Origin of the sequence: Corynebacterium tuscaniense DNF00037, from assembly GCF_000759055.1 — a bacterium.
Lineage (GTDB): Bacteria > Actinomycetota > Actinomycetes > Mycobacteriales > Mycobacteriaceae > Corynebacterium > Corynebacterium tuscaniense.
Genome location: NZ_JRNG01000020.1, coordinates 21,991 through 41,798, shown reverse-complemented (window position 1 = coordinate 41,798; position 19,808 = coordinate 21,991). Strand labels below are relative to the sequence as shown.

General features: G+C 60.1%; 22 protein-coding genes. 19 read left to right on the top strand and 3 right to left on the bottom strand.

Annotation, left to right across the window (positions count from 1 at the left end; all coding sequences use genetic code 11):
- Window positions 1–4: 4 nt before the first annotated feature.
- From rpsH to HMPREF2129_RS05790, 10 genes are all read left to right on the top strand, one after another.
- Window positions 5–403: a 30S ribosomal protein S8 gene (rpsH, locus tag HMPREF2129_RS05835; protein ID WP_034664241.1), complete on the top strand. Its 399-nt coding sequence runs from the start codon at window positions 5–7 to the stop codon at window positions 401–403.
- 14 nt (window positions 404–417) lie between these two features.
- A complete protein-coding gene (gene rplF / locus HMPREF2129_RS05830) occupies window positions 418–954 on the top strand; it encodes a 50S ribosomal protein L6 (protein WP_034664240.1) in 537 nt (178 codons plus the stop codon).
- Between the two features lie 3 nt (window positions 955–957).
- Window positions 958–1,359, top strand: a complete 402-nt coding sequence (rplR, locus tag HMPREF2129_RS05825) for a 50S ribosomal protein L18 (RefSeq protein WP_034664239.1) — start codon at window positions 958–960, stop codon at window positions 1,357–1,359.
- A 46-nt stretch (window positions 1,360–1,405) separates the two neighbouring features.
- The gene (gene rpsE, locus HMPREF2129_RS05820) at window positions 1,406–2,095 is read left to right on the top strand and encodes a 30S ribosomal protein S5 (protein WP_034664238.1); all 690 of its coding nucleotides are present in this window, start codon (window positions 1,406–1,408) and stop codon (window positions 2,093–2,095) included.
- 5 nt (window positions 2,096–2,100) lie between these two features.
- Window positions 2,101–2,286, top strand: a complete 186-nt coding sequence (gene rpmD / locus HMPREF2129_RS05815) for a 50S ribosomal protein L30 (RefSeq protein WP_034664237.1) — start codon at window positions 2,101–2,103, stop codon at window positions 2,284–2,286.
- Between the two features lie 7 nt (window positions 2,287–2,293).
- On the top strand, window positions 2,294–2,764 hold the full coding sequence (gene rplO / locus HMPREF2129_RS05810) for a 50S ribosomal protein L15 (RefSeq protein ID WP_034664236.1): 471 nt from the start codon (window positions 2,294–2,296) through the stop codon (window positions 2,762–2,764).
- Window positions 2,765–2,994: 230 nt separating this feature from the next.
- A complete protein-coding gene (secY, locus tag HMPREF2129_RS05805) occupies window positions 2,995–4,323 on the top strand; it encodes a preprotein translocase subunit SecY (RefSeq protein WP_034664235.1) in 1,329 nt (442 codons plus the stop codon).
- Window positions 4,323–4,868 carry an adenylate kinase gene (locus HMPREF2129_RS05800; protein ID WP_034664234.1) on the top strand — a complete coding sequence of 182 codons (546 nt, stop codon included), beginning with the start codon at window positions 4,323–4,325 and terminating at the stop codon, window positions 4,866–4,868. The genes secY and HMPREF2129_RS05800 overlap by 1 nt, the downstream gene beginning before the upstream one ends.
- 69 nt (window positions 4,869–4,937) lie before the next feature.
- A complete protein-coding gene (gene map / locus HMPREF2129_RS05795) occupies window positions 4,938–5,735 on the top strand; it encodes a type I methionyl aminopeptidase (RefSeq protein WP_034664233.1) in 798 nt (265 codons plus the stop codon).
- Window positions 5,736–5,803: 68 nt separating this feature from the next.
- Window positions 5,804–6,592, top strand: coding sequence for a L,D-transpeptidase (locus tag HMPREF2129_RS05790; RefSeq protein WP_232218109.1), 789 nt, complete (start codon window positions 5,804–5,806; stop codon window positions 6,590–6,592).
- Between the two features lie 58 nt (window positions 6,593–6,650).
- Here HMPREF2129_RS05790 and HMPREF2129_RS05785 read toward each other — a convergent pair whose 3' ends face one another.
- Together HMPREF2129_RS05785 and HMPREF2129_RS05780 are read right to left on the bottom strand one after the other, a co-directional pair.
- A complete protein-coding gene (locus tag HMPREF2129_RS05785; RefSeq protein WP_034664229.1) occupies window positions 6,651–8,636 on the bottom strand; it encodes a hydantoinase B/oxoprolinase family protein in 1,986 nt (661 codons plus the stop codon).
- A 19-nt stretch (window positions 8,637–8,655) separates the two neighbouring features.
- Window positions 8,656–10,719 (bottom strand): hydantoinase/oxoprolinase family protein, encoded by a 2,064-nt coding sequence (locus tag HMPREF2129_RS05780; RefSeq protein WP_034664227.1) that lies wholly within the window; start codon window positions 10,717–10,719, stop codon window positions 8,656–8,658.
- Window positions 10,720–10,877: 158 nt separating this feature from the next.
- Here HMPREF2129_RS05780 and HMPREF2129_RS05775 point away from each other — a divergent pair, with 158 nt between their 5' ends.
- The 9 genes from HMPREF2129_RS05775 to eccB all read left to right on the top strand — a co-directional run bounded on the left by HMPREF2129_RS05775 (window position 10,878) and on the right by eccB (window position 18,662).
- On the top strand, window positions 10,878–12,317 hold the full coding sequence (locus tag HMPREF2129_RS05775; protein WP_034664225.1) for a CdaR family protein: 1,440 nt from the start codon (window positions 10,878–10,880) through the stop codon (window positions 12,315–12,317).
- Between the two features lie 144 nt (window positions 12,318–12,461).
- A complete protein-coding gene (gene infA, locus HMPREF2129_RS05770) occupies window positions 12,462–12,680 on the top strand; it encodes a translation initiation factor IF-1 (RefSeq protein WP_034664224.1) in 219 nt (72 codons plus the stop codon).
- Window positions 12,681–12,861: 181 nt separating this feature from the next.
- On the top strand, window positions 12,862–13,230 hold the full coding sequence (gene rpsM, locus HMPREF2129_RS05765) for a 30S ribosomal protein S13 (protein WP_034664222.1): 369 nt from the start codon (window positions 12,862–12,864) through the stop codon (window positions 13,228–13,230).
- 3 nt (window positions 13,231–13,233) lie between these two features.
- Window positions 13,234–13,638 (top strand): 30S ribosomal protein S11, encoded by a 405-nt coding sequence (rpsK, locus tag HMPREF2129_RS05760; protein ID WP_034664220.1) that lies wholly within the window; start codon window positions 13,234–13,236, stop codon window positions 13,636–13,638.
- Window positions 13,639–13,668: 30 nt separating this feature from the next.
- A complete protein-coding gene (gene rpsD / locus HMPREF2129_RS05755; RefSeq protein ID WP_034664218.1) occupies window positions 13,669–14,274 on the top strand; it encodes a 30S ribosomal protein S4 in 606 nt (201 codons plus the stop codon).
- A 110-nt stretch (window positions 14,275–14,384) separates the two neighbouring features.
- Window positions 14,385–15,398: a DNA-directed RNA polymerase subunit alpha gene (locus tag HMPREF2129_RS05750; protein ID WP_034664216.1), complete on the top strand. Its 1,014-nt coding sequence runs from the start codon at window positions 14,385–14,387 to the stop codon at window positions 15,396–15,398.
- 52 nt (window positions 15,399–15,450) lie between these two features.
- A complete protein-coding gene (gene rplQ / locus HMPREF2129_RS05745; protein WP_034664214.1) occupies window positions 15,451–16,005 on the top strand; it encodes a 50S ribosomal protein L17 in 555 nt (184 codons plus the stop codon).
- A gap of 207 nt (window positions 16,006–16,212) precedes the next feature.
- Window positions 16,213–17,163, top strand: coding sequence for a tRNA pseudouridine(38-40) synthase TruA (truA, locus tag HMPREF2129_RS05740; protein WP_156959243.1), 951 nt, complete (start codon window positions 16,213–16,215; stop codon window positions 17,161–17,163).
- 185 nt (window positions 17,164–17,348) lie between these two features.
- Window positions 17,349–18,662 (top strand): type VII secretion protein EccB, encoded by a 1,314-nt coding sequence (gene eccB, locus HMPREF2129_RS05735; RefSeq protein WP_084576602.1) that lies wholly within the window; start codon window positions 17,349–17,351, stop codon window positions 18,660–18,662.
- On the opposite strand, the gene HMPREF2129_RS05730 is transcribed toward eccB, so the two are convergent.
- The gene (locus tag HMPREF2129_RS05730; protein WP_052092850.1) at window positions 18,598–19,803 is read right to left on the bottom strand and encodes a S8 family serine peptidase; all 1,206 of its coding nucleotides are present in this window, start codon (window positions 19,801–19,803) and stop codon (window positions 18,598–18,600) included. The genes eccB and HMPREF2129_RS05730 overlap by 65 nt on opposite strands.
- Between the last annotated feature and the right edge of the window lie 5 nt (window positions 19,804–19,808).

The following is a 19,808-nucleotide window of genomic DNA, read 5'->3' as shown; positions in this document are numbered from 1 at the left end:
AACTATGACCATGACAGATCCCATTGCGGACATGCTGTCTCGCGTGCGCAACGCAAACAATGCGCACCACGAGACCGTGTCCATGCCCTCCTCGAAGTTGAAGGTCAACATCGCGGAGATCCTCAAGCAGGAGGGCTACATCGCTGACTACAAGGTTGAGGACGCAAAGGTGGGCAAGACCCTCTCCCTCGACCTGAAGTACGGCCCGTCCCGTCAGGCTTCCATCGCTGGCCTGCGTCGCGTGTCCAAGCCGGGCCTGCGCGTGTACGCCAAGTCGACTGACCTGCCGCAGGTTCTCGGCGGCCTGGGTGTGGCAATCATCTCCACGTCCCAGGGTCTGCTCACGGACCGCCAGGCCCAAGAGAAGGGTGTAGGTGGGGAAGTCCTCGCCTACGTCTGGTAAGGGAGGAGTAGTACATGTCTCGCGTAGGAAACGCACCCATCGCTATCCCCAACGGTGTAGAAACCAAGATCGATGGCCAGCTCGTTGAGGTGAAGGGCCCGAAGGGCACCCTCTCCGTCGACGTTCCGGAGCCGATCACCGCTGCTGTGGAAGACAACCAGATTGTGGTCACCCGTCCGGATGACCACCGCAACAACCGCTCCCTGCACGGTCTGACCCGCTCGCTGATCAACAACTGTGTTGTTGGCGTGACCGAGGGGTACAAGATCAACATGGAGATCTTCGGTGTTGGCTACCGTGTCCAGCTCAAGGGCAAGGACCTCGAGTTCTCCCTCGGCTACTCCCACCCGATCCTCATTGAGGCTCCGGAGGGCGTCACGTTCGCCGTTGACGGCAACACGAAGCTGTCCATCGAAGGCATCAACAAGCAGCAGGTTGGCCAGATCGCTGCGAACATCCGCCGCCTCCGCAAGGATGACCCGTACAAGGGTAAGGGCATCCGTTACGCGGGCGAGCAGGTTCGCCGCAAGGTCGGAAAGACGGGTAAGTAAACAATGAGCACTGAAGCAAAGCAGAAGCGCACCCCGGTCGGCCGGGACATTGCAACCCGCCGCCGCGAAGCACGCGTCCGCCGCCACAACCGCATCCGCAAGACGCTGCGTGGCACCCCGGAGACCCCGCGTCTCGTTGTCCACCGCAGCTCCCGCCACGTGCACGTGCAGGTTATCGACGACCTGGCAGGCCACACCCTGGTCTCTGCTTCCTCCATGGAAGATGCCGTGCGCACCCTCGAGGGCGACAAGAAAGCCAAGGCAGCCAAGGTTGGTGAGCTCATCGCTGAGCGCGCCAAAGCTGCTGGCATCGAAGAGATCGTCTTCGACCGCGGCGGATACAAGTATCACGGCCGCGTCGCCGCTCTGGCAGACGCCGCACGTGAAGGTGGTCTGAAGTTCTAATGACCATCGCAGCTAAGTACGTAAACATCAACGGAAGGATCGCGTAATGGCCGAGCGTGAACGGCGTGACGGCGGAGCATCCGCCGAAGACCAGAAAAACAACAGCACCGAACAGCGTGGCGAGCGTGGTGGCCGCAACGAGCGCGGTGGCCGCAACGACCGCAATGAGCGTGGTGGCCGAGGCCGCCGCGACGACCGCCGTGGCGGTGCACAGGACGAGCGCGATAAGTACATCGAGCGCGTCGTCACCATCAACCGTGTTGCCAAGACCGTCAAGGGCGGCCGCAACATGTCCTTCACCGCACTCGTTGTGGTTGGCGACGGCCAGGGCATGGTCGGCGTCGGCTACGGCAAGGCAAAGGAAGTCCCGGCTGCCATCCAGAAGGGTGCAGAGGAAGCCCGTAAGAACTTCTTCCGCGTCCCGATGATTGGCGGCACCATCCCTCACCCGGTTCAGGGCGAAGCGGCAGCGGGCATCGTGATGCTCCGCCCGGCTGCTCCTGGTACTGGTGTCATCGCCGGTGGCGCAGCCCGTCCGGTGCTTGAGTGCGCTGGTGTCCAGGACATCCTGGCGAAGTCCCTCGGCTCCGACAACGCCCTCAACGTGGTTCAGGCCACTGTTGCTGGCCTGAAGGAGCTGGTCCGCCCTGAGGAAGTTGCCGCTCGTCGTGGCAAGTCCCTCGAGGAGGTCGCACCGGCCCGTATGCTGCGCGCACGCGCAGGACAGGAGGCTTAAGCACAATGGCTCTGAAGATTACGCTGCACCACGGCAAGGTCGGCCAGAAGCCGGCTGCCCGTAAGAACCTGGAGGCTCTGGGCCTGCGCAAGATCGGCCAGTCCGTGATCAAGCAGGACAACGACGCAACGCGCGGCCAGATCCTCAAGGTGGCCCACCTGGTCACCGTCGAAGAAGTAGCAGGGGAGTAGATAAACCATGGCTGAAGTAATCAAGCTCCATGATCTGCGCCCGGCTGAGGGCGCTAACAAGGCCAAGACCCGCGTCGGCCGCGGTGAGGCTTCCAAAGGTAAAACCGCAGGTCGCGGTACGAAGGGCACCAAGGCTCGTAAGCAGGTTTCTGCTGCTTTCGAGGGTGGCCAGATGCCGTTGCACATGCGTCTGCCGAAGCTCAAGGGCTTCAAGAACCCGAACAAGATCGTCTACCAGGTGGTCAATGTTTCTGACCTGGCAAAGGCGTTCCCGAAGGGCGGCACCGTCGCTGTTGCGGACCTGGTTGCTGCTGGTCTTGTGCGCAAGAACCAGCCGGTTAAGGTCCTGGGCGACGGCGAGATCAGCGTCAAGCTGGACATCACCGCCGAGAAGTTCTCCAAGTCTGCGGTGGAGAAGATCACCGCTGCTGGTGGTTCCACCACGGAGGCAACTGTGAAGGCTGGCGAGGAGAAGTAGTTTCTCACTCTTAGTTTTCTCAAAACTCCCCGCGCGAAAGAGCATCTGCTCGTCTTGCTCGGGGAGTTTCTGCATTTATGGGGCAAGCGTGCTTTGGACGGTTTATAGCAATTGCCACCGGAATAAATGTTTTCTGCTAACACCTGCTAGGGTAAACAAGTCAATTACGTTATCTACTGTCCGCTATCGCCGTGCGGCCTTAAGCCGCGCGGGATAAGCCAGGAGGCCACGTGTCCACCATTTTCCAGGCGTTCAAGGACGTTGATCTTCGCAAGAAGATCTTGATCACGCTAGCTCTGATCATCCTCTACCGCATTGGCGCGCAAATCCCTACACCGGGAGTTGATTACGGCATCATTGCCGAGCGTCTTCGCGCCCTCGCTGAGGGAGATCAAGGCAACATCTTCTCGGTGATCAGCTTGTTCTCCGGCGGCGCTTTGTTGCAGCTGTCCGTGTTTGCTATCGGCATCATGCCGTACATCACCGCGTCGATTATCACGCAGTTGCTCACCGTGGTGATTCCGCGGTTTGAAGAGCTGAAGAAAGAAGGCCAGGCTGGCCAGGCCAAGATGATGCAGTACACGCGCTACCTGACGGTGGCGCTTGCATTGCTGCAGTCCGCTGGCATCGTAGCCCTGGCGGACCGTGAGCAGCTGCTTGGTCAGGGTATTCCCGTCCTCGTTGAAGACCGCACGGTGTGGACGCTGGTCATGATGGTGGTTGTGATGACCTCCGGTGCTGTTCTGATCATGTGGCTCGGTGAGATCATCACGGAGAAGGGCGTGGGCAATGGTATGTCCCTGCTGATCTTCGCTGGTATTGCGACCCGTCTGCCTACGGATGGGGCGAATATTCTCCGCCAGTCTGGGCCGTTGATCTTCGCAGTGGTGATTGCTGCGGTGATCTTCCTTGTTGTGGGCATCGTGTTCATCGAGCAGGGCCAGCGTCGCATCCCGGTCCAGTACGCCAAGCGCATGGTGGGTCGCCGCCAGTACGGTGGCACGTCGACCTACCTGCCGCTCAAGGTCAACCAGGCTGGCGTGATCCCGGTGATCTTCGCGTCCTCACTCATGTACGTTCCAGTTCTGATCACTCAGATTGTGAACTCGAATGATCCGACCCCGCCGGATAACTGGTGGATGTCCACCGTGATGGCGTGGCTGCAGAACCCGGCTTCGTGGCAGTACATTTTGACCTACTTCACGTTGATCATCTTCTTCTCTTACTTCTACGTGTCTATTCAGTACGACCCGTACGAGCAGGCCGACAACATGAAGAAGTACGGCGGTTTCATTCCAGGTATCCGTCCTGGCCGTCCGACCGCGCAGTACCTTGCGTTTGTGATGAACCGTTTGCTGTTCGTCGGTGCGATTTACCTTGGTCTGATTGCCATCCTGCCGAATATCGCCCTTGATATGGGTCTCGGGGGTAGCGGTGCCGGCGGAATGTCCGCATTCGGTGGTACGGCTATTCTGATTATGGTGTCCGTGGCCTTGACCACGGTGAAGCAAATTGAATCCCAACTCCTGCAATCCAACTACGAAGGACTGTTGAAATAATGCGACTTGTACTCCTCGGCCCTCCCGGTGCCGGTAAGGGCACCCAGGCGGCGATCATTTCGGAGAAGCTCGGTATCCCGCATATCTCCACCGGTGACTTGTTCCGCGCCAACATCGGCGAGGGAACCCCGCTGGGTGTAGAGGCAAAGGAGTACATTGACGCCGGCAAGCTCGTCCCCACGTCGGTGACAGCCCGCATGGTGGAGGAGCGTCTGGCTGAGGATGATGCCCAGAACGGCTGGCTTCTCGACGGGTTCCCGCGCACCGTTGAGCAAGCTGAGATCCTGGAGGAGCTCCTGAATTCCCAGGGCCAGAAGCTCGATGGTGTGATCAACTTCCAGGTCGATGAGGACACTGTGGTGGCCAGGATGCTTGCCCGTGGCCGTGCTGATGACAATGAGGACACGATCCGCACGCGCCTGCAGGTCTACCGCGATGAGACCGCTCCGTTGATTGACCACTACGGCGACGCCCTGATCAACATTGATGCTGATGGTGAAGTCGAGCAGGTTAATGCCCGCACGATGGAGAAGCTGGGTAAGTAAACTGCCCAATTGATGAGCGCTGGCCACACGAAGGCCAGCGCTTCTCTTTTTCAAGAAAGGGACCACACAATGCTGTTCGGACGTAAGAAGACCATTGCCGCGAAAACCCCGGGTGAGCTAGATGCGATGGAGGCTGCCGGCCGGATCGTGGGACGCGCTCTCACCGCGGTGCGTGACGCCGCCGCCCCTGGCGTGACCACGCTGGAGCTGGACGCCATCGCCGAGCAAGTCATCCGTGATCATGGTGCAGTGCCCACCTTCAAGGGCTACCAGGGTTTCCCGGGTTCCATCTGTGCTTCAGTTAATGAAGTGGTGGTTCACGGTATCCCCTCTGCCGATGCGGTATTGAAGGAAGGCGATCTCGTCTCCGTCGACTGCGGTGCCACCTTTGATGGTTGGGTTGGGGATTCGGCGTGGAGTTTTGGGGTGGGGGACTTAGCGGGGGACGTCGATAAGCTCAATCGTGCAACACGCGCCGTGCTTCTCGACGGGCTCCAGGCAATGATTCCAGGCAATCGGCTTACCGACGTCTCTCATGCCCTCGAACGCGCCACCCGCGAAGCCGAGGCCGCCTTTGGCGTGAAGCTGGGTATCCTCGCGGGCTACGGTGGCCACGGTATTGGTCGCACCATGCACGAGGACCCCTACCTGGAAAACCAGGGCCATCCTGGTCGCGGGCCCTACATCCAAGCTGGCTCCGTGCTTGCGATAGAACCGATGCTCATCCTTGGTGGAGAAACCGAGTCTTTCGTGCTGGAGGATGACTGGACCGTAATTACCGCTGATGGATCACCTGCAGCCCACTGGGAACACACCGTGGCCGCCACGGATGATGGCCCGCGCATCCTGACACCGCGCAGCGCATAGTCAGCTCTCTGACAATGTTGTAGAGTGCAGAAGCAATGTTTTTCACACATAACAGTTATACTTTCCGCATGCATCAATTACATCTGCCCCCGAAAGGCACGCGCGTGCAGCGCTTAGCGCGCCGATTCGGCTCCCTCGTCGCTGCAACCGGCCTGGCTATTGGTCTTATCGCCACCCCTGTGACCGCGCAGGCTCAGCCCGTTGACCTTTCCGCGAACGTGAGCAGCACCAGCCCGTTCCTCCAGCAGGCGGAGCACAGCCTCCAGGCTGCCGCGATGACCATTAACAACAACGCTCGTAACGCTGTGTGGGATGTGCGCAACGCACTGCGCGTACAGGCCACCAACCTCGCTGGCGGAAACAAGGCCCAGGAACAGCAGTTCCACGCCGACATTGACCGGTTGGTGGAAAGTATTGCCCCTGGCCTGATCGCAGAGCGCACCCCGCGCCCAGCGCCGGCACCTGCACCCGCACCCGCACCAGCACCGGTCCCTCAGCCGAACCAGCCGGCTGGCTGCGCCCCAACTGCTCGCGCCTGTGTGGACATTGCCAACCAACGCACCTGGCTGCAGGAAAACGGCAAGGTCACCTACGGCCCAGTCCGCATGGCCTCCGGCAAGCCGGGACAGGACACCCCGAAGGGCTTCCACCGCGTCAACCGTAAGGTGCGCGATGAGATTTCCTTCGAGTTCGACAACGCGCCCATGCCGTTTGCTACCTACTTCACCTACAACGGCATCGCGTTCCACCAGGGCGATCCTTCGATCAAGTCCGCTGGCTGCATCCGCATGTACCGCGCTGATGCACAGCATTACTTCAACACACTGCGCATCGGTGACCAGGTGCACGTGTTCTAGCTCCGTGTGAGAAACGGCGCTCCCGGATAGTCGGAAGCGCCGTTTTTCTATTCTGGGCCTAGCCCCAGTGGCTCAGGGAGCGGCGCTGCAGCTGCTCGCGGTACTGCTGAGTGGTGGTGGGCAGGAGTTCGCCGGTTGCCCAATCCAGGATGACACCGTAGTGGCGCACCAGATCCAGGATGTCCAGCTCGCCGTCCCGGAAACGTTGCGCAACACTTTCCGCGTCCTCTGTGATCTTGGCGGCGCGGGTCGAACGAAGTTCTTCCCGCAAGCTCGCGCTTGCATCCTGATCAACCTCGTAGTGGTCAATCTCTGGATCGATAGCGTTGATGACGGCTCCGTAATCTTTCGCTGCGCGTTCTATGGAAACATAGCCATCGATCACATCCTCCAGGACATCATTGAGATCCCTGTCCAGCGGGTCACCGAATCCGCCACCACCAGCGGAGGGGCGCTCGAAAACATCGCCCGGACGAATGGTGTGGTTGGAAAACAGTGCCCCAAGGAATTCCTCATCCGGGGTGTCACGATTGAGCCAGACACCCTGCGGTGTGGAGGGCAGCCCGCCATTGATACCCCAGGTGACATTGCGTGAGCGGTCACAGCAGTAACTCATCACTGTGTCAGTGCAGTCAGTGAGGGTGCCACCCTTGGACACACCCACTCCGCCACGGAACTTGCCCGGCCCGCCGGAATCGGTGACCACACTGTGGTGGCTGGTGATCACGGGGGAGAGACGTTCCTGTCCTTCGATCGGCTGCACGGCCAGGCCGGTGCCAAATACTGGAGCTGTTGCCCCGGAACCGTCACGGTCAGTGCGACCACCCCAGCCACCGGCCATCCAGTCGTACCACATGAAGTACGCGCCTTTGCCGCCGGACTGCTGTACTTCCCGCGTATCCCAGCCACCGATCAGTAGATACTCCAAGTTGAAGGAGCAGGCGATGGCGCGTTCCTGGTTGACGGTGGACCAGATTTCAAAGACCGCGTTCATGATTTTCTCGTACGGGCCGGAACAGAAACCGGTGACCGCGTGGGGGATACCTGCGTTGACCACGGTGCCTTCTTTGCCCAGATCAATGTCCAAGGCGCGGTACAAGCCAGAGTTCAACGGCACATCCGGGAAGAACGTCTTCGTGCCCGCAACCACACCGGAGAACGCGGAACCGTACCCCGCGTTGAGGAAGCTGCCCACAGCGGGCGCGGAGCCGTCCAAAGAGTAGGAGATCTGATCGTCTTTGATGCGCATGGTCACCTTGACGGGCACCATGCCTTCGCCGTGGGCTGGGTCGTAATCAATGTAATCGACGGTGGACCATTCGCCGTCAGGAAGCTCCTTTGCGCGGGCACGCACAATATCCTCGACATAGTCCTGAACTTCCCGCAAAGCGGTGCGGATAGTGTCTACACCGTACTTATCCACGAGACGGAGCACTTCGCGCTCACACACAGCGGTGGCCTCTGCCTGCGCTTCAAGGTCACCGATAACAATCTCTGGGTCGCGAGTGTTGGAGGCGATCATCTTTGCCACATCCTTCAGGTAGTGGCCCTGACTCCAGATCCGCACTGGCGTGATGCGGATCCCTTCGCTGTAGAAGGTCTTCGCGGAAACATCAAAGGAACCGGGAACACTGCCGCCGGCATCAGCCCAGTGTCCCTTGTTCTGTGCAAAGGCGATGAGTTCACCTTCAGCGAAAATAGGGCGGATGAACGAAACATCGTTCATGTGAGTGCCACCCATGTACGGGTCATTGACCGCAAAGACATCGCCTTCATGGATGTCGTCGCCGAATTCCTCGAGTACAGCCTTGCACTGGAAGTGCAGAGTACCCACGTGGACAGCGATGTCCTGGCTGCCCTGCATGACGGTATTTCCTTCCGCATCGCACAAAGCAGAAGAGAAGTCGCGGGAGTAAATCACAAACGAATAGCACGTGCGCAGGATCTGCTCACTCATCAGGTTCACAGATGTTGCAAAAGCATTCTTGAGAACCTCGAAAGTGACGGGATCGAGTGTGCGGCGGGAGGTGGGTGTGATAGACATTGCCTGTTTTCCTCTCTTGTTACTCGGCCTGGCCGATGTGGATACGGATGTTCTTCCACTCGTCGATCTCCGCGAGATCACCCGGAGGAACAACAGTGGTTGCGTCAAATTGGTCGATGATGGCAGGGCCACTCAGGCGCACGCCGGGCTGCAAATCTTCGCGTTGGTACACAGGAACCGTGGCCCAACCCCCGTTGGAGGAGAAGTACACGTCGCGTTCCGACGCAGCCTCAGGCGCCGACAAAGTCGACGGGTCCGTGACCTCATAGCGCTTGAATGGTGGGGACTCAAGCTCACCGATAGCCACCAAGCCAACTTGGTAGAGCTCCACCTCCTTCGTCCGATCAGAGAAGGAGTACTCGCGTTCGTGCTCTTCATGGAAGAGGGCCAAGGCTTCGTCGGTAAGCGTGCCCGAACCTGGCAACTCGACGGTGAGTGACCTCCATTGACCGCGGTAACGCAGCGACGCAGTTCGCTTAAAGCGCATGTTCTCTTCGGGCACCCCTTCATGCGCGAGTTTGGTACGTGCCCGGTCTTCCATGCCATGGAAGGTGTCAAGCAGATCATTCGCATCAATGTCCTGCATAGCGACCTGGTACATCTGCGACAAGTCATGGCGGATGTCCACGAGCAAGCATCCCTGCGCTGAAGTCACGCCCGGGTAATATGGCACAACCACGGTGGGAATTGAGAGGTCACGCGCGACTTCCGCGCCGTGCAGTGCACCGGCACCACCGCCGACAACGAGAACGAAGTCACGTGGGTCATAGCCACGGCGGATGGACAGCAGGCGCACCGCATCAGCCATATTCGCGTTAGCAACCTTGATGATGTCTTCCGCAGCCACATCGAGCTCCAGGTTGAGCGGGCCTGCAACCACGCGCTCGATGGATTCCTTGGCAGCGTCCTTACTCAAGGTCAATGCGCCGCCGATGAGGCTGTCCCCGAGACGCCCCAGCAGCAAATTCGCATCAGTGTTTGTGGGCTGGTCACCGCCCCTCTCGTAGCATGCGGGGCCTGGATCTGCACCTGCAGACTGCGGTCCGTTGCGCAGCGACCCAGCATCATCGATCCACGCGAGAGACCCACCGCCAGCACCAATGGTGAGAACCTCAATGGAGGGAAAAGTGATGGGGAAGCCGTACTCCACTTGCCACTGTTTAGTAATGCGGATCTCACCTTCATAGGTCAACGAAATATCGGTGGAGGTGCCGCCCATTTCCAGGCCAATCGCGTTGGGGTATCCACAACGAGTGGCAATGTCTTGGACGGCAATGGCGCCGGCCGCAATACCAGAGGCGGCGAGACGCACCGGGTATTTGGACACCATCTGCGGTGTCATTGAGCCACCGCCAGAGTGGAGGAGAAGCAGATCACCGGTGTATCCGCCCTCTTTGAGTTGCTCCGACAACCGGTTGACGTAGCCAGACACCAGCGGAGCGAGGACTGCGTTGGACACCGTTGTGGAAAAACGCTCGTACTCAAAGATCTCGGGCAGGATCTCCGCGGAGGTGGACACCGCCGCATCCGGCAATTCCTCAGCGAGAATCTGCGCCATCTGCTGCTCGTGCTCCGCGTTCGCATGGGAGTTGAGGAAGCATACGGCGACTGTCTCAATCTTCTTCCGGCGCAGGATACGGGCGATCTCGCGGGCTTCTTCCACATTGAGGGGAGTCAGCTCAACGCCGTCATAGTCAATGCGTTCGGTGACCTCGTAGCGGTTGCGGCGAGCAATGTACGGCGGCCCAACATCCACATATGCATCCCAAAGCTCATCTTTCGTGCCATCGCGGATTTCCAGGACATCCCGGAATCCTTTCGTTGTGATGAGGGCGGCGGGAGGGAAGCGGCGCTGAATCAGCGCGTTCGTAGCAACGGTGGTGCCGTGGCTGAGGATTTCCACTTCGTCGAGGGATACTCCGCCTTCAGCGAGCCCGTTAAGAACCGCCTCCATAGGGTCGTGCGGTGTCGACGGAACTTTAGCCACGGTCAATTCGTGGGTTTGGGTGTTGCTGATGGCCACGTCGGTGAAGGTTCCACCGACATCGACGGCGATACGGTACGGCTTTTCTTTCTGCCCCATAGTGACTCCAATCTCATTTCGGACCCAAAAGTGATCTGGGTTTCACTCACTATGGTGCCGGCGTGAACACGGGTCAATATTGATAAGTTGAATCTTGTTTCAAAAACTTGTGTAAACCCACAAATGCACAGCTCATCCCCATGAGAGAAAGTTGAATCGTGTCCACGGCAACCCTCGGAGATCTTCTCTTGGAAGAGCCCCGGCTGCGCCCCCTCACAGAAGGTGCTGCTTCAACCGTGTTCGAAGGGATCTGCACGTCAGAAGATGACATCCCAGCGGGGTGGCTGGTGATCCACCAGCAGGGCAGTGCACCGGTCAACCGCGGGCTGCTTCGTTCCGTTAACCATGCGGCTGGGATCGTGTGGCTTGGCTCCGGGCCGCCCGCCGAGTTCATCTCAGCTGCATCCCGAGCCTCCTTTCCTGTGCTCAAGGCAGAGGCGACACTTCGCCGCATCGATGTGTATGCGGCAGCGCGGAATGTACAAAGCCAGCACCCAGATGCTGCGATGTATCGCCGTCTACGTGCGGTAGAAAGGCTCAACCCGGCTCTTCTCGCGGAAAACCCCGCGGTTGCACTGGTAGAGCAGTATGCCGCGATGGTGGGTGAATCGGTAGCGGTCATCTCAACCACGGGCAAAGTTCTCGCGCAGGTGGGAGCGCTGCCCAGCCGCACTGTTGCTCGTCGGCTCCTGGCTGGACGTGAGACGGAGACAGCTTTTGAACTTGGCCGATGGTTGTTGGACGCCACTGTTCTGGGTGAATCTGACACCCAGCGTGCGTTGACACATGATGCCTGGCTTGTGCGGGGCACGCGCAGTGGCAAGCCGCCTCACAAGGAAGATCCAGTTGCCGCGACGTTAGCCAACTTGCTCCACATCTACTTCGAAACCCAACGGCGCTTCGCGCGCAACCTTTTTGCAGATGCGACCGTCTTTCTTGAAGGTTTCACTGGGGCCGAAGCAGATCAGGAAAAAATCGCCGCGTTTTTGGCGGCGCATGGTTTCTCCTCCGAGGCACGCCTGCGCCTTGTGGTCGCGGGTGGGGAAAGCCCGAAGCAGGGCGCAGTATTTGCTGAGCGTATCGCTCAAGTGGCTGCTCAAGCCAGGGTTCCCGTCATCGTTGGGTTCATTGGTAACGCGCCCGCAGTTCTGACAACCGCCAATGACTATGTGAGTCGCATGGGCGCGCAGCTCGGCACTGTCGCGGGAGGATCGGCACCGTTTCACGCCCATGACGGTGCTTCTCAGGCGCTCAGGCAAGCACGGATCGCTGCATATGCCGCGTCGCTTTCAGGCGTGCCCATGAGGCTTATCGACGATTGCGGTCCCACCATCAAAGCCGCCTCCATGCTCACAGAGTTTGAACTTTATAACTGTGTACGTGAGCTGGATGACCTGCTGAAAGATATTGCGGGTGCGCCAGAATTAGTCCAAGCACTGGTGCGCTCCGGGTTCTCCACGGGGAAAGCAGCAAAAATGGCGGAGATTCACCCGAATACCGTGCGCAACAAACTTGAAAAAATCCGTGCTTTTGATCTGACGGATTCAGACCTTTATTTGTGGGAGTTATGGCGCGCCACCGGTGCACGTCGAGCGTGAAAGAATTTTGTTTTCCCGCAGGTAGATGGCTATAGTTGTCAAACGGTGTGTAGTTTTGTGCTGCACGCTCTAAGCAGTTGACTCAAATACGTTAGGTACCAGCGGTTTCACCGCATCAAGCATGGTGCCGGGAAAGCGGAGTGTATGGCTAAAGAAGGCGCAATCGAGGTTGAGGGTCGCATTGTCGAGCCCTTGAAGAACGCAATGTTCCGTGTCGAACTGGACAACGGGCACGAAGTTCTCGCTCACATCAGCGGCAAGATGCGCCAGCACTACATCCGCATTCTCCCTGAGGACCGGGTTGTCGTGGAGCTTTCCCCGTACGACCTGGAACGCGGACGTATCGTCTACCGCTACAAGTAAACCTTTAAGCCTCCTTATTCACGGCATACCCCAAGGTGGGTGTGCCTTCTTACCTCCGGCTGCGGTGGCTGGAGCCACGTGGATCATGACCCAATCGTCCGGTACGGTCCGGACACAAGCGTCGCGTGGCGTGGACGAGTAGGGAGAAAACCACCGAAACAACCTGAAAGGCACGTACCACATGGCACGTCTTGCTGGTGTTGACCTGCCGCGCAACAAGCGCATGGAGGTCGCACTTACCTACATTTACGGAATCGGCCCTGCCCGTTCCAAGGAACTGTTGGAGAAAACTGGTATTTCTCCTGACCTGCGCACTGACAACCTGACCGATGATCAGGTTGCTGCTCTTCGTGATGTCATTGAGAGCTCCTGGAAGGTGGAGGGTGACCTCCGCCGTGAAGTCCAGGCTGACATCCGTCGCAAGATCGAAATTGGCTCTTACCAGGGCCTGCGCCACCGTCGCGGTCTTCCCGTCCGTGGCCAGCGCACCAAGACCAATGCGCGCACCCGTAAGGGACCGAAGAAGACCATCGCAGGAAAGAAGAAGTAATTCATGGCTCCTAAGACTCGTTCCGGCGCGCGTCGCACTGGTCGCCGCGTCGTTAAGAAAAACGTGGCCAACGGCCACGCCTACATCAAGTCCACCTTCAACAACACCATCGTGACCATCACGGACCCGAGCGGTGCTGTTATCTCCTGGGCATCCTCCGGCCATGTCGGCTTCAAGGGTTCCCGTAAGTCCACTCCGTTCGCTGCGCAGATGGCTGCTGAAAACGCTGCCCGCAAAGCAATGGACCACGGCATGAAGAAGGTTGACATCTTTGTCAAGGGTCCGGGCTCCGGCCGCGAGACCGCAATCCGTTCCATCCAGGCCGCCGGCCTGGAGGTGTCCTCGATCTCCGACGTGACGCCGCAGCCGTTCAACGGTTGCCGTCCGCCGAAGCGTCGTCGCGTTTAACTAGGCAGAAAGGAATAGAGGTAACACATCATGGCTCGTTATACAGGCCCTGCTACCCGTAAATCCCGTCGCCTCCGCGTCGACCTCGTCGGCGGCGACATGTCCTTCGAGCGTCGTCCGTACCCTCCGGGGCAGGCTGGTCGCGCTCGCATCAAGGAATCTGAGTACCTGCTCCAGCTGCAGGAGAAGCAGAAGGCCCGCTTCACCTACGGTGTGATGGAGAAGCAGTTCCGCCGCTACTACGAGGAGGCTAACCGCCTCCCGGGTAAGACCGGTGACAACCTGCTGGTTCTCCTGGAGTCCCGTTTGGACAACGTTGTGTACCGCGCTGGTCTGGCACGCACTCGCCGCCAGGCCCGCCAGCTGGTGTCCCACGGTCACTTCACCGTGAACGGCAAGAAGACCAACGTGCCTTCTTACCGTGTGACCCAGTACGACATCATCGATGTCCGCGAGAAGTCCCGCAACATGCTGTGGTTCGAAGAGGCCCAGGACAACCTGGTCGATGCTGTCGTTCCCGCGTGGCTGCAGGTCGTTCCTGAGACCCTGCGCATCCTCGTGCACCAGCTGCCCGAGCGCGCTCAGATCGACGTTCCGCTGCAGGAGCAGCTCATCGTCGAGCTTTACTCGAAGTAAAACAACAGGATTCGCTACCCGGCGCATCCATCCACTTTCCCGTTCTGGCGGTATTTGCCGTTTGGAACCTACCGGCGTCATATAGCGGTCGCCGATAAAGGAGAAGTTCAATGCTCATCTCACAGCGTCCTCAACTGTCCGAGGAATACATCGATACCAACCGTTCGAAGTTCGTCATCGAACCTCTCGAGCCTGGTTTCGGCTACACCCTGGGCAACTCGCTTCGTCGTACGCTGCTGTCGTCCATCCCGGGCGCAGCGGTGACCTCCATCAAGATCGACGGTGTGCTCCACGAGTTCACCACGATCAATGGTGTGAAAGAGAACGTTTCCGAGATCATCCTCAACGTTAAGGACCTGGTCTTGTCCTCCGAATCTGACGAGCCGGTGGTCATGTACCTGTCCAAGGAAGGCCCGGCTGACGTCACCGCCGCAGACATTGATCTGCCAGCAGATGTCACCGTGCACAACCCGGACCTGCATATCGCGTCTCTGAATGAGAACGCACGTCTGGAGATGGAACTCGTCGTTGAGCGTGGCCGTGGCTACGTTCCGGCAATGCCCAACTCCGGTGGCGAGATCGGCCGTATCCCAGTCGACCAGATCTACTCGCCGGTGCTGAAGGTCTCCTACAAGGTTGAAGCAACGCGTGTTGAGCAGCGCACTGACTTTGACAAGCTGATCATCGATGTGGAGACCAAGAACTCCATGACCGCCCGTGACGCCCTCGCGTCCGCTGGCTCCACCCTGGTTGAGTTGTTTGGCCTCGCACGCGAGCTGAACACCGCAGCCGAGGGCATTGAAATCGGCCCGTCCCCGCAGGAGACGGAGTTCATTGCGGCCTACAACATGCCCATTGAGGACCTGAACTTCTCTGTGCGCTCCTACAACTGCTTGAAGCGCCAGGAAATCCACACCGTCGGTGAACTCGCTGAGTGCTCCGAGTCTGATCTGCTGGACATCCGTAACTTCGGTCAGAAGTCCATCAATGAGGTCAAGATCAAGCTTGCATCCCTGGGGCTCACCCTCAAGGACGCACCGGAAGACTTTGATCCCACGCAGATTGAAGGCTACGACGCAGAAACCGGCGACTTTGTCGACGGCGGACTGGATGACGCCGAGTAAAGCACTGAGCACACGCTCGAGCACACATTTATAAACCACACGAGGAGTAACAATGCCTACCCCGAAGAAGGGCCCGCGTCTCGGCGGCTCGGCTGGGCACCAGAAGCACATTCTGTCCAACCTGGCTAGCCAGCTGTTCGCAAACGGCTCCATCAACACCACCCAAGCTAAGGCGAAGGTTCTGCGCCCGTACGCAGAGAAGCTGATCACCAAGGCGAAGTCCGGCACGGTCAACGACCGTCGTGCAGTGGCTGCTGAAATCCCGAACAAGGACGTCGTTGCCTACCTGTTCAACGAGCTCGCACCGCTGTTTGAGAACCGCGATGGCGGCTACACCCGCATCATCAAGCTGGAGAACCGCAAGGGTGACAACGCCCCGATGGCCAACATCTCCCTCGTTCTCGAGGAGACGGTGACCGCCGAGGCAACCCGCGCTACCCGCGCTGCCGCATCCAAGAAGAAGGCCGCTGAGGCTGAGGCTGAGGCCGAAGAAGCTAAGGCTGAAGAGACTGAGGCTGAGGCTGAAGAGGCTGCATCCGACGAGAAGGTCGAGGAGGCTCCGGCCGAGGAGACCGCGACTGAGGATAAGGCTGAGGACGAGGAGTAAACGTCTAGCGTCTTTCAGCGCCAAGCGCCCGTTCCCTTTCATGGGGAGCGGGTGCTTTTGTGTATCGGGGAGGGGATTCCTGGGGCTTTGCGGGTTGGTTAGTCGCGTATGGATTCCTAAACACATAAGCCACATAGTCAACACGTGACGTGCAGGTTTATCAGGCGATTTCAAACGCGACTAACCGGGGGCTTTATGGTGGAAGCCATGAACGCAGGGACAGATGCATCTGCAGGTGGTCAAGAGCCTGGTTTGCCCTCGGAGCAGGCAGGCGAGATGGTGCGGCTCCGGTTCGATATCGCATATGACGGGACGGAGTTTCACGGCTGGGCGCGCCAGAAACCAGCCGATGGTCAGGAGATTCGCACTGTCCAGGGGGTTCTCGAGGATGCGCTGAGCCTTGTTCTGCGCTATCCAGTTGAACTCACCGTTGCGGGGCGCACGGATGCTGGAGTGCATGCCACCGGGCAGGTCGCGCATGCGGACGTCCCCCGCGCGAGCCTGGAGCAGCGTTCGATTGAGGGGGATGCGGGGCGGTTGGTGCGTCGATTAGCAAAGTTGCTGGACCCTGATGTGCGGGTGCTCCGCGTGACGGAGGCCCCGGAAGGCTTTGACGCGCGTTTTTCGGCGCTGAGCCGCACGTACCGTTACCGCGTGACCACGGCGGAGCCGGGCGCGTTGCCGTTGCGCGTGCGCGATACTGCGGTGTGGCCGAAGAAGGTGGATCTTGATGCGGTGCAACAGGCCGCGACCACGTTGGTGGGCCTTCACGACTTCGCGGCGTTTTGTAAGCCGCGCCCACATGCGACGACGATCCGCGATGTCCACTCGTTTACCTGGGAGGACGTGTCCACGGATGAGGAAACGGAGCTCTACGAGGCCACGGTCACGGCGGACGCTTTCTGCTGGCACATGGTGCGCGCGCTGGTGGCTGGCTGTCTCGACGTGGGTGCAGGGCAACAACCCGCTGACTGGGTTCAAGGCCTTTTGCTTATCGACGCCCGCTCCCCCCACATCCGCCTCGCCCCCGCCCGCGGCCTCACCTTGGCCCGCGTGGACTACCCAGCGGACGATGAATTGGCGGCGCGTGCTGTGGTGACCCGGGACCGTCGGGAAGCATCGGAGGTTGCCTCCCGCGCACCTGGTTCTGATAATTAGCGGTTTGACTATCGCCAGTTGTGGTTTCTAAAAGCCCAGGTCGCGCCACTGGTGCTGTTGCGATAATCAAACCGAGGCGCACGCGCGCGAACGCTGGGGCCTGCAAACAGTTGTGGCACCGCCTGGAGCACCCTAGACTTTGAGAGCAGTCGCGCGCCCGCACAGGGGTGGGTGCGCGTTGGGGGATGAAGGCCACTAGGGGGGATGTGCCGGTGGGCACGGACAACAACAAACAATCGGGGGCGCAAAGGCTGCTTCCTACCACACGATCGCAGGTCTCTGGCCACCGTTTCATGCGGCGGCGTGTGGAACATGGCCTGATCTACGGAGACATCCGAATGATCCATGACCCGCTGGCGTCGCGGCGCCGATCAGCGATACTTGGAGTAATCGCTGTGGCGCTCATCGCTGCTGGATGTGGTTTATTTGCCTGGCTGCGCCCGAACCCGGACCCAGGAACCGCGGCGATCTTACGGGCGACGGATGGTGCGCTGTACGTCCGCGTCGGGGAGACCGTCCACCCGGTGACGAACCTGACCTCGGCTCGCCTCATCGCCGGTGTGCCGGAGGAACCACAGCGAATTGGTGATGAACGTTTGGCTGCCATGCCTCGTGGCGTGCCTGTCGGCCTGCCAACAGCACCAGCGATGTTTGCGCCAGCGGACAGCGAGGATGAGGTGTGGTCCGCATGTGTGGGTACCGGCCGCAATGTAAGAGGTATCACCGTCACAGCAGGTACTCCGGTGAAGGAGCTCAACGCTGGGCAAGGAATCGTTGCGCTTTATGGCGGCGAAGAGTGGCTCCTCACCACAGCCGGCCGGGCAAAACTGCCTGCTGCTAGTGATCCAGCTTCCCGGGTTCTGCGCCGTACGCTTGGGATTGACGCCTCGACACCACGGTGGGATGTCGGCGAGGCGGACGGTGTGCTCAACGCGATGCGGGAACTGCCCCCTATCCGCCTGCCGGATCCGCTACCGGAGGTCCTAGAAACGGAGACAGAAGCGTGGATACTTACCCCTCACGGGGGTATCCAGCAGGTGACGCCCACGCAGCGGGAGGTGCTGGGGGAAGCTGGCGCGAAGGTGAGTAAAACCACTGCTTCAGCCATTGCCGCCTACCCGGACGCGAATCCGCCGATGCCACTGGACATCCCGGAGGAAGCACCACAGTGGCTGGAGCTTGGTGGCGCCGAGGTGTGTGCCACGGAGACCGGCCGTGTGGCTACGGCTGCACCCCACGATGCGGGTGGGGCAGTGGAGCTATCCGGGGATGCGCCCGCGGCGCGGTTCCGTGGCTTGGACGCCGGGGCTGTGGCCGTGGACACGGGTGCCGGCTATCACGTTATCTCCGCGCAAGGGCAACGCCATGAGGTAAGCAACCAGGAACTTTTGTCTGTCATCGGGGCAGCCCACACAGAAAATGTTCCGTGGGCGATTATCCGCCTGCTGCCCGCGGGCCCGGAGTTGAACCGGGAAGCCGCGCTGACCGCGACCTACTAAAAGCTGATGCCACCGCAGTGACCAGTAGGCCTGCCACCGTCAGGACACCCACGATGATGCCGGCCCGCAGGGGTGCTGGTGAATGGGCTTTCACCTCTGGGGTGAGTACCAGTGGATCGGTTTCCGAGTGCGCGGGGTTCGTGGCTCCCAGGAAGGTTAAAGTGTGCAACGGGTCCACGGCACCGCCGGACGGTTCAGCGGCTGCGGCGATGATGCCACGGATCCGTGCGGCGGAAGCATCCGGGTAGCGCTGCTTGAGCAAAGCGGCGGTTCCGCTCACCACTGGTGCGGCGAAACTGGTGCCCTCGAACGGTTTGACGGCACCGCGGTCAGCGGCAATGCCAGCCGCCCACACACCGGAACCAGGAGACAAGGCGATGGCGGGGCGCCCCGGGGCGGACAGGAGCAGGTGTTCTTTGGGGACGGGGAGTGAATAGTCCGTCAGGGTGTGGGAATCGGCGCGGGCACCGACGGCAAGCACCGTGGGAAAGTGGGCAGGAAAAACCATGGATCCGGGCGGGCAGTCCGGGTTGGCGTTGCCCGCGGCGGCGACGACGATCGCGCCCTCCTGTTCCGCGCGGTTCAATGCCGCGACCAGCCCCCGGGTATCCACGCGTGGTGCCACGGACGGTTCCAAGCACGACACGACGGATATGTTGATCACTTGCGCGCCTTCATCCAGGGCACTAAGGATGGCTTGGGACAGGGTTTCCACGGTTCCCGCGGCGGCGAATTCGGCAGCGTCTACCCCCGGCTCCCGTGGCGCACGGTAGTGCGCGGAGGATTGCCGAATGGCCAGGATTTCCGCGTCGGGGGCGATGCCTACTTGCGTTCCGGCGATGATGCCGGCGACGACGGTGCCGTGGACATCGCAGTCCAAAAACGGTTGCGGGTCATCCGGGGTGACAAAATCTGCACCGGGGACGAGCTGGTCAAGCTGGGGGTTTTTGGCCACTCCGGTGTCGATGACGGCGACTTTGACGCCGGCGCCGGTTGCTAATCGACGAAGCTCTGCCAGCTCCTCAGCGTCATAGGCCCCCTCGGGGCCATCCGCGGCAGGGGCGGCCACCGCACAGGCGATGTCCTGAGCCTGAGCCACAGCCGGCAGGTGGACGAGGCAGCCGAATAGCAGGGCAGACACACCTA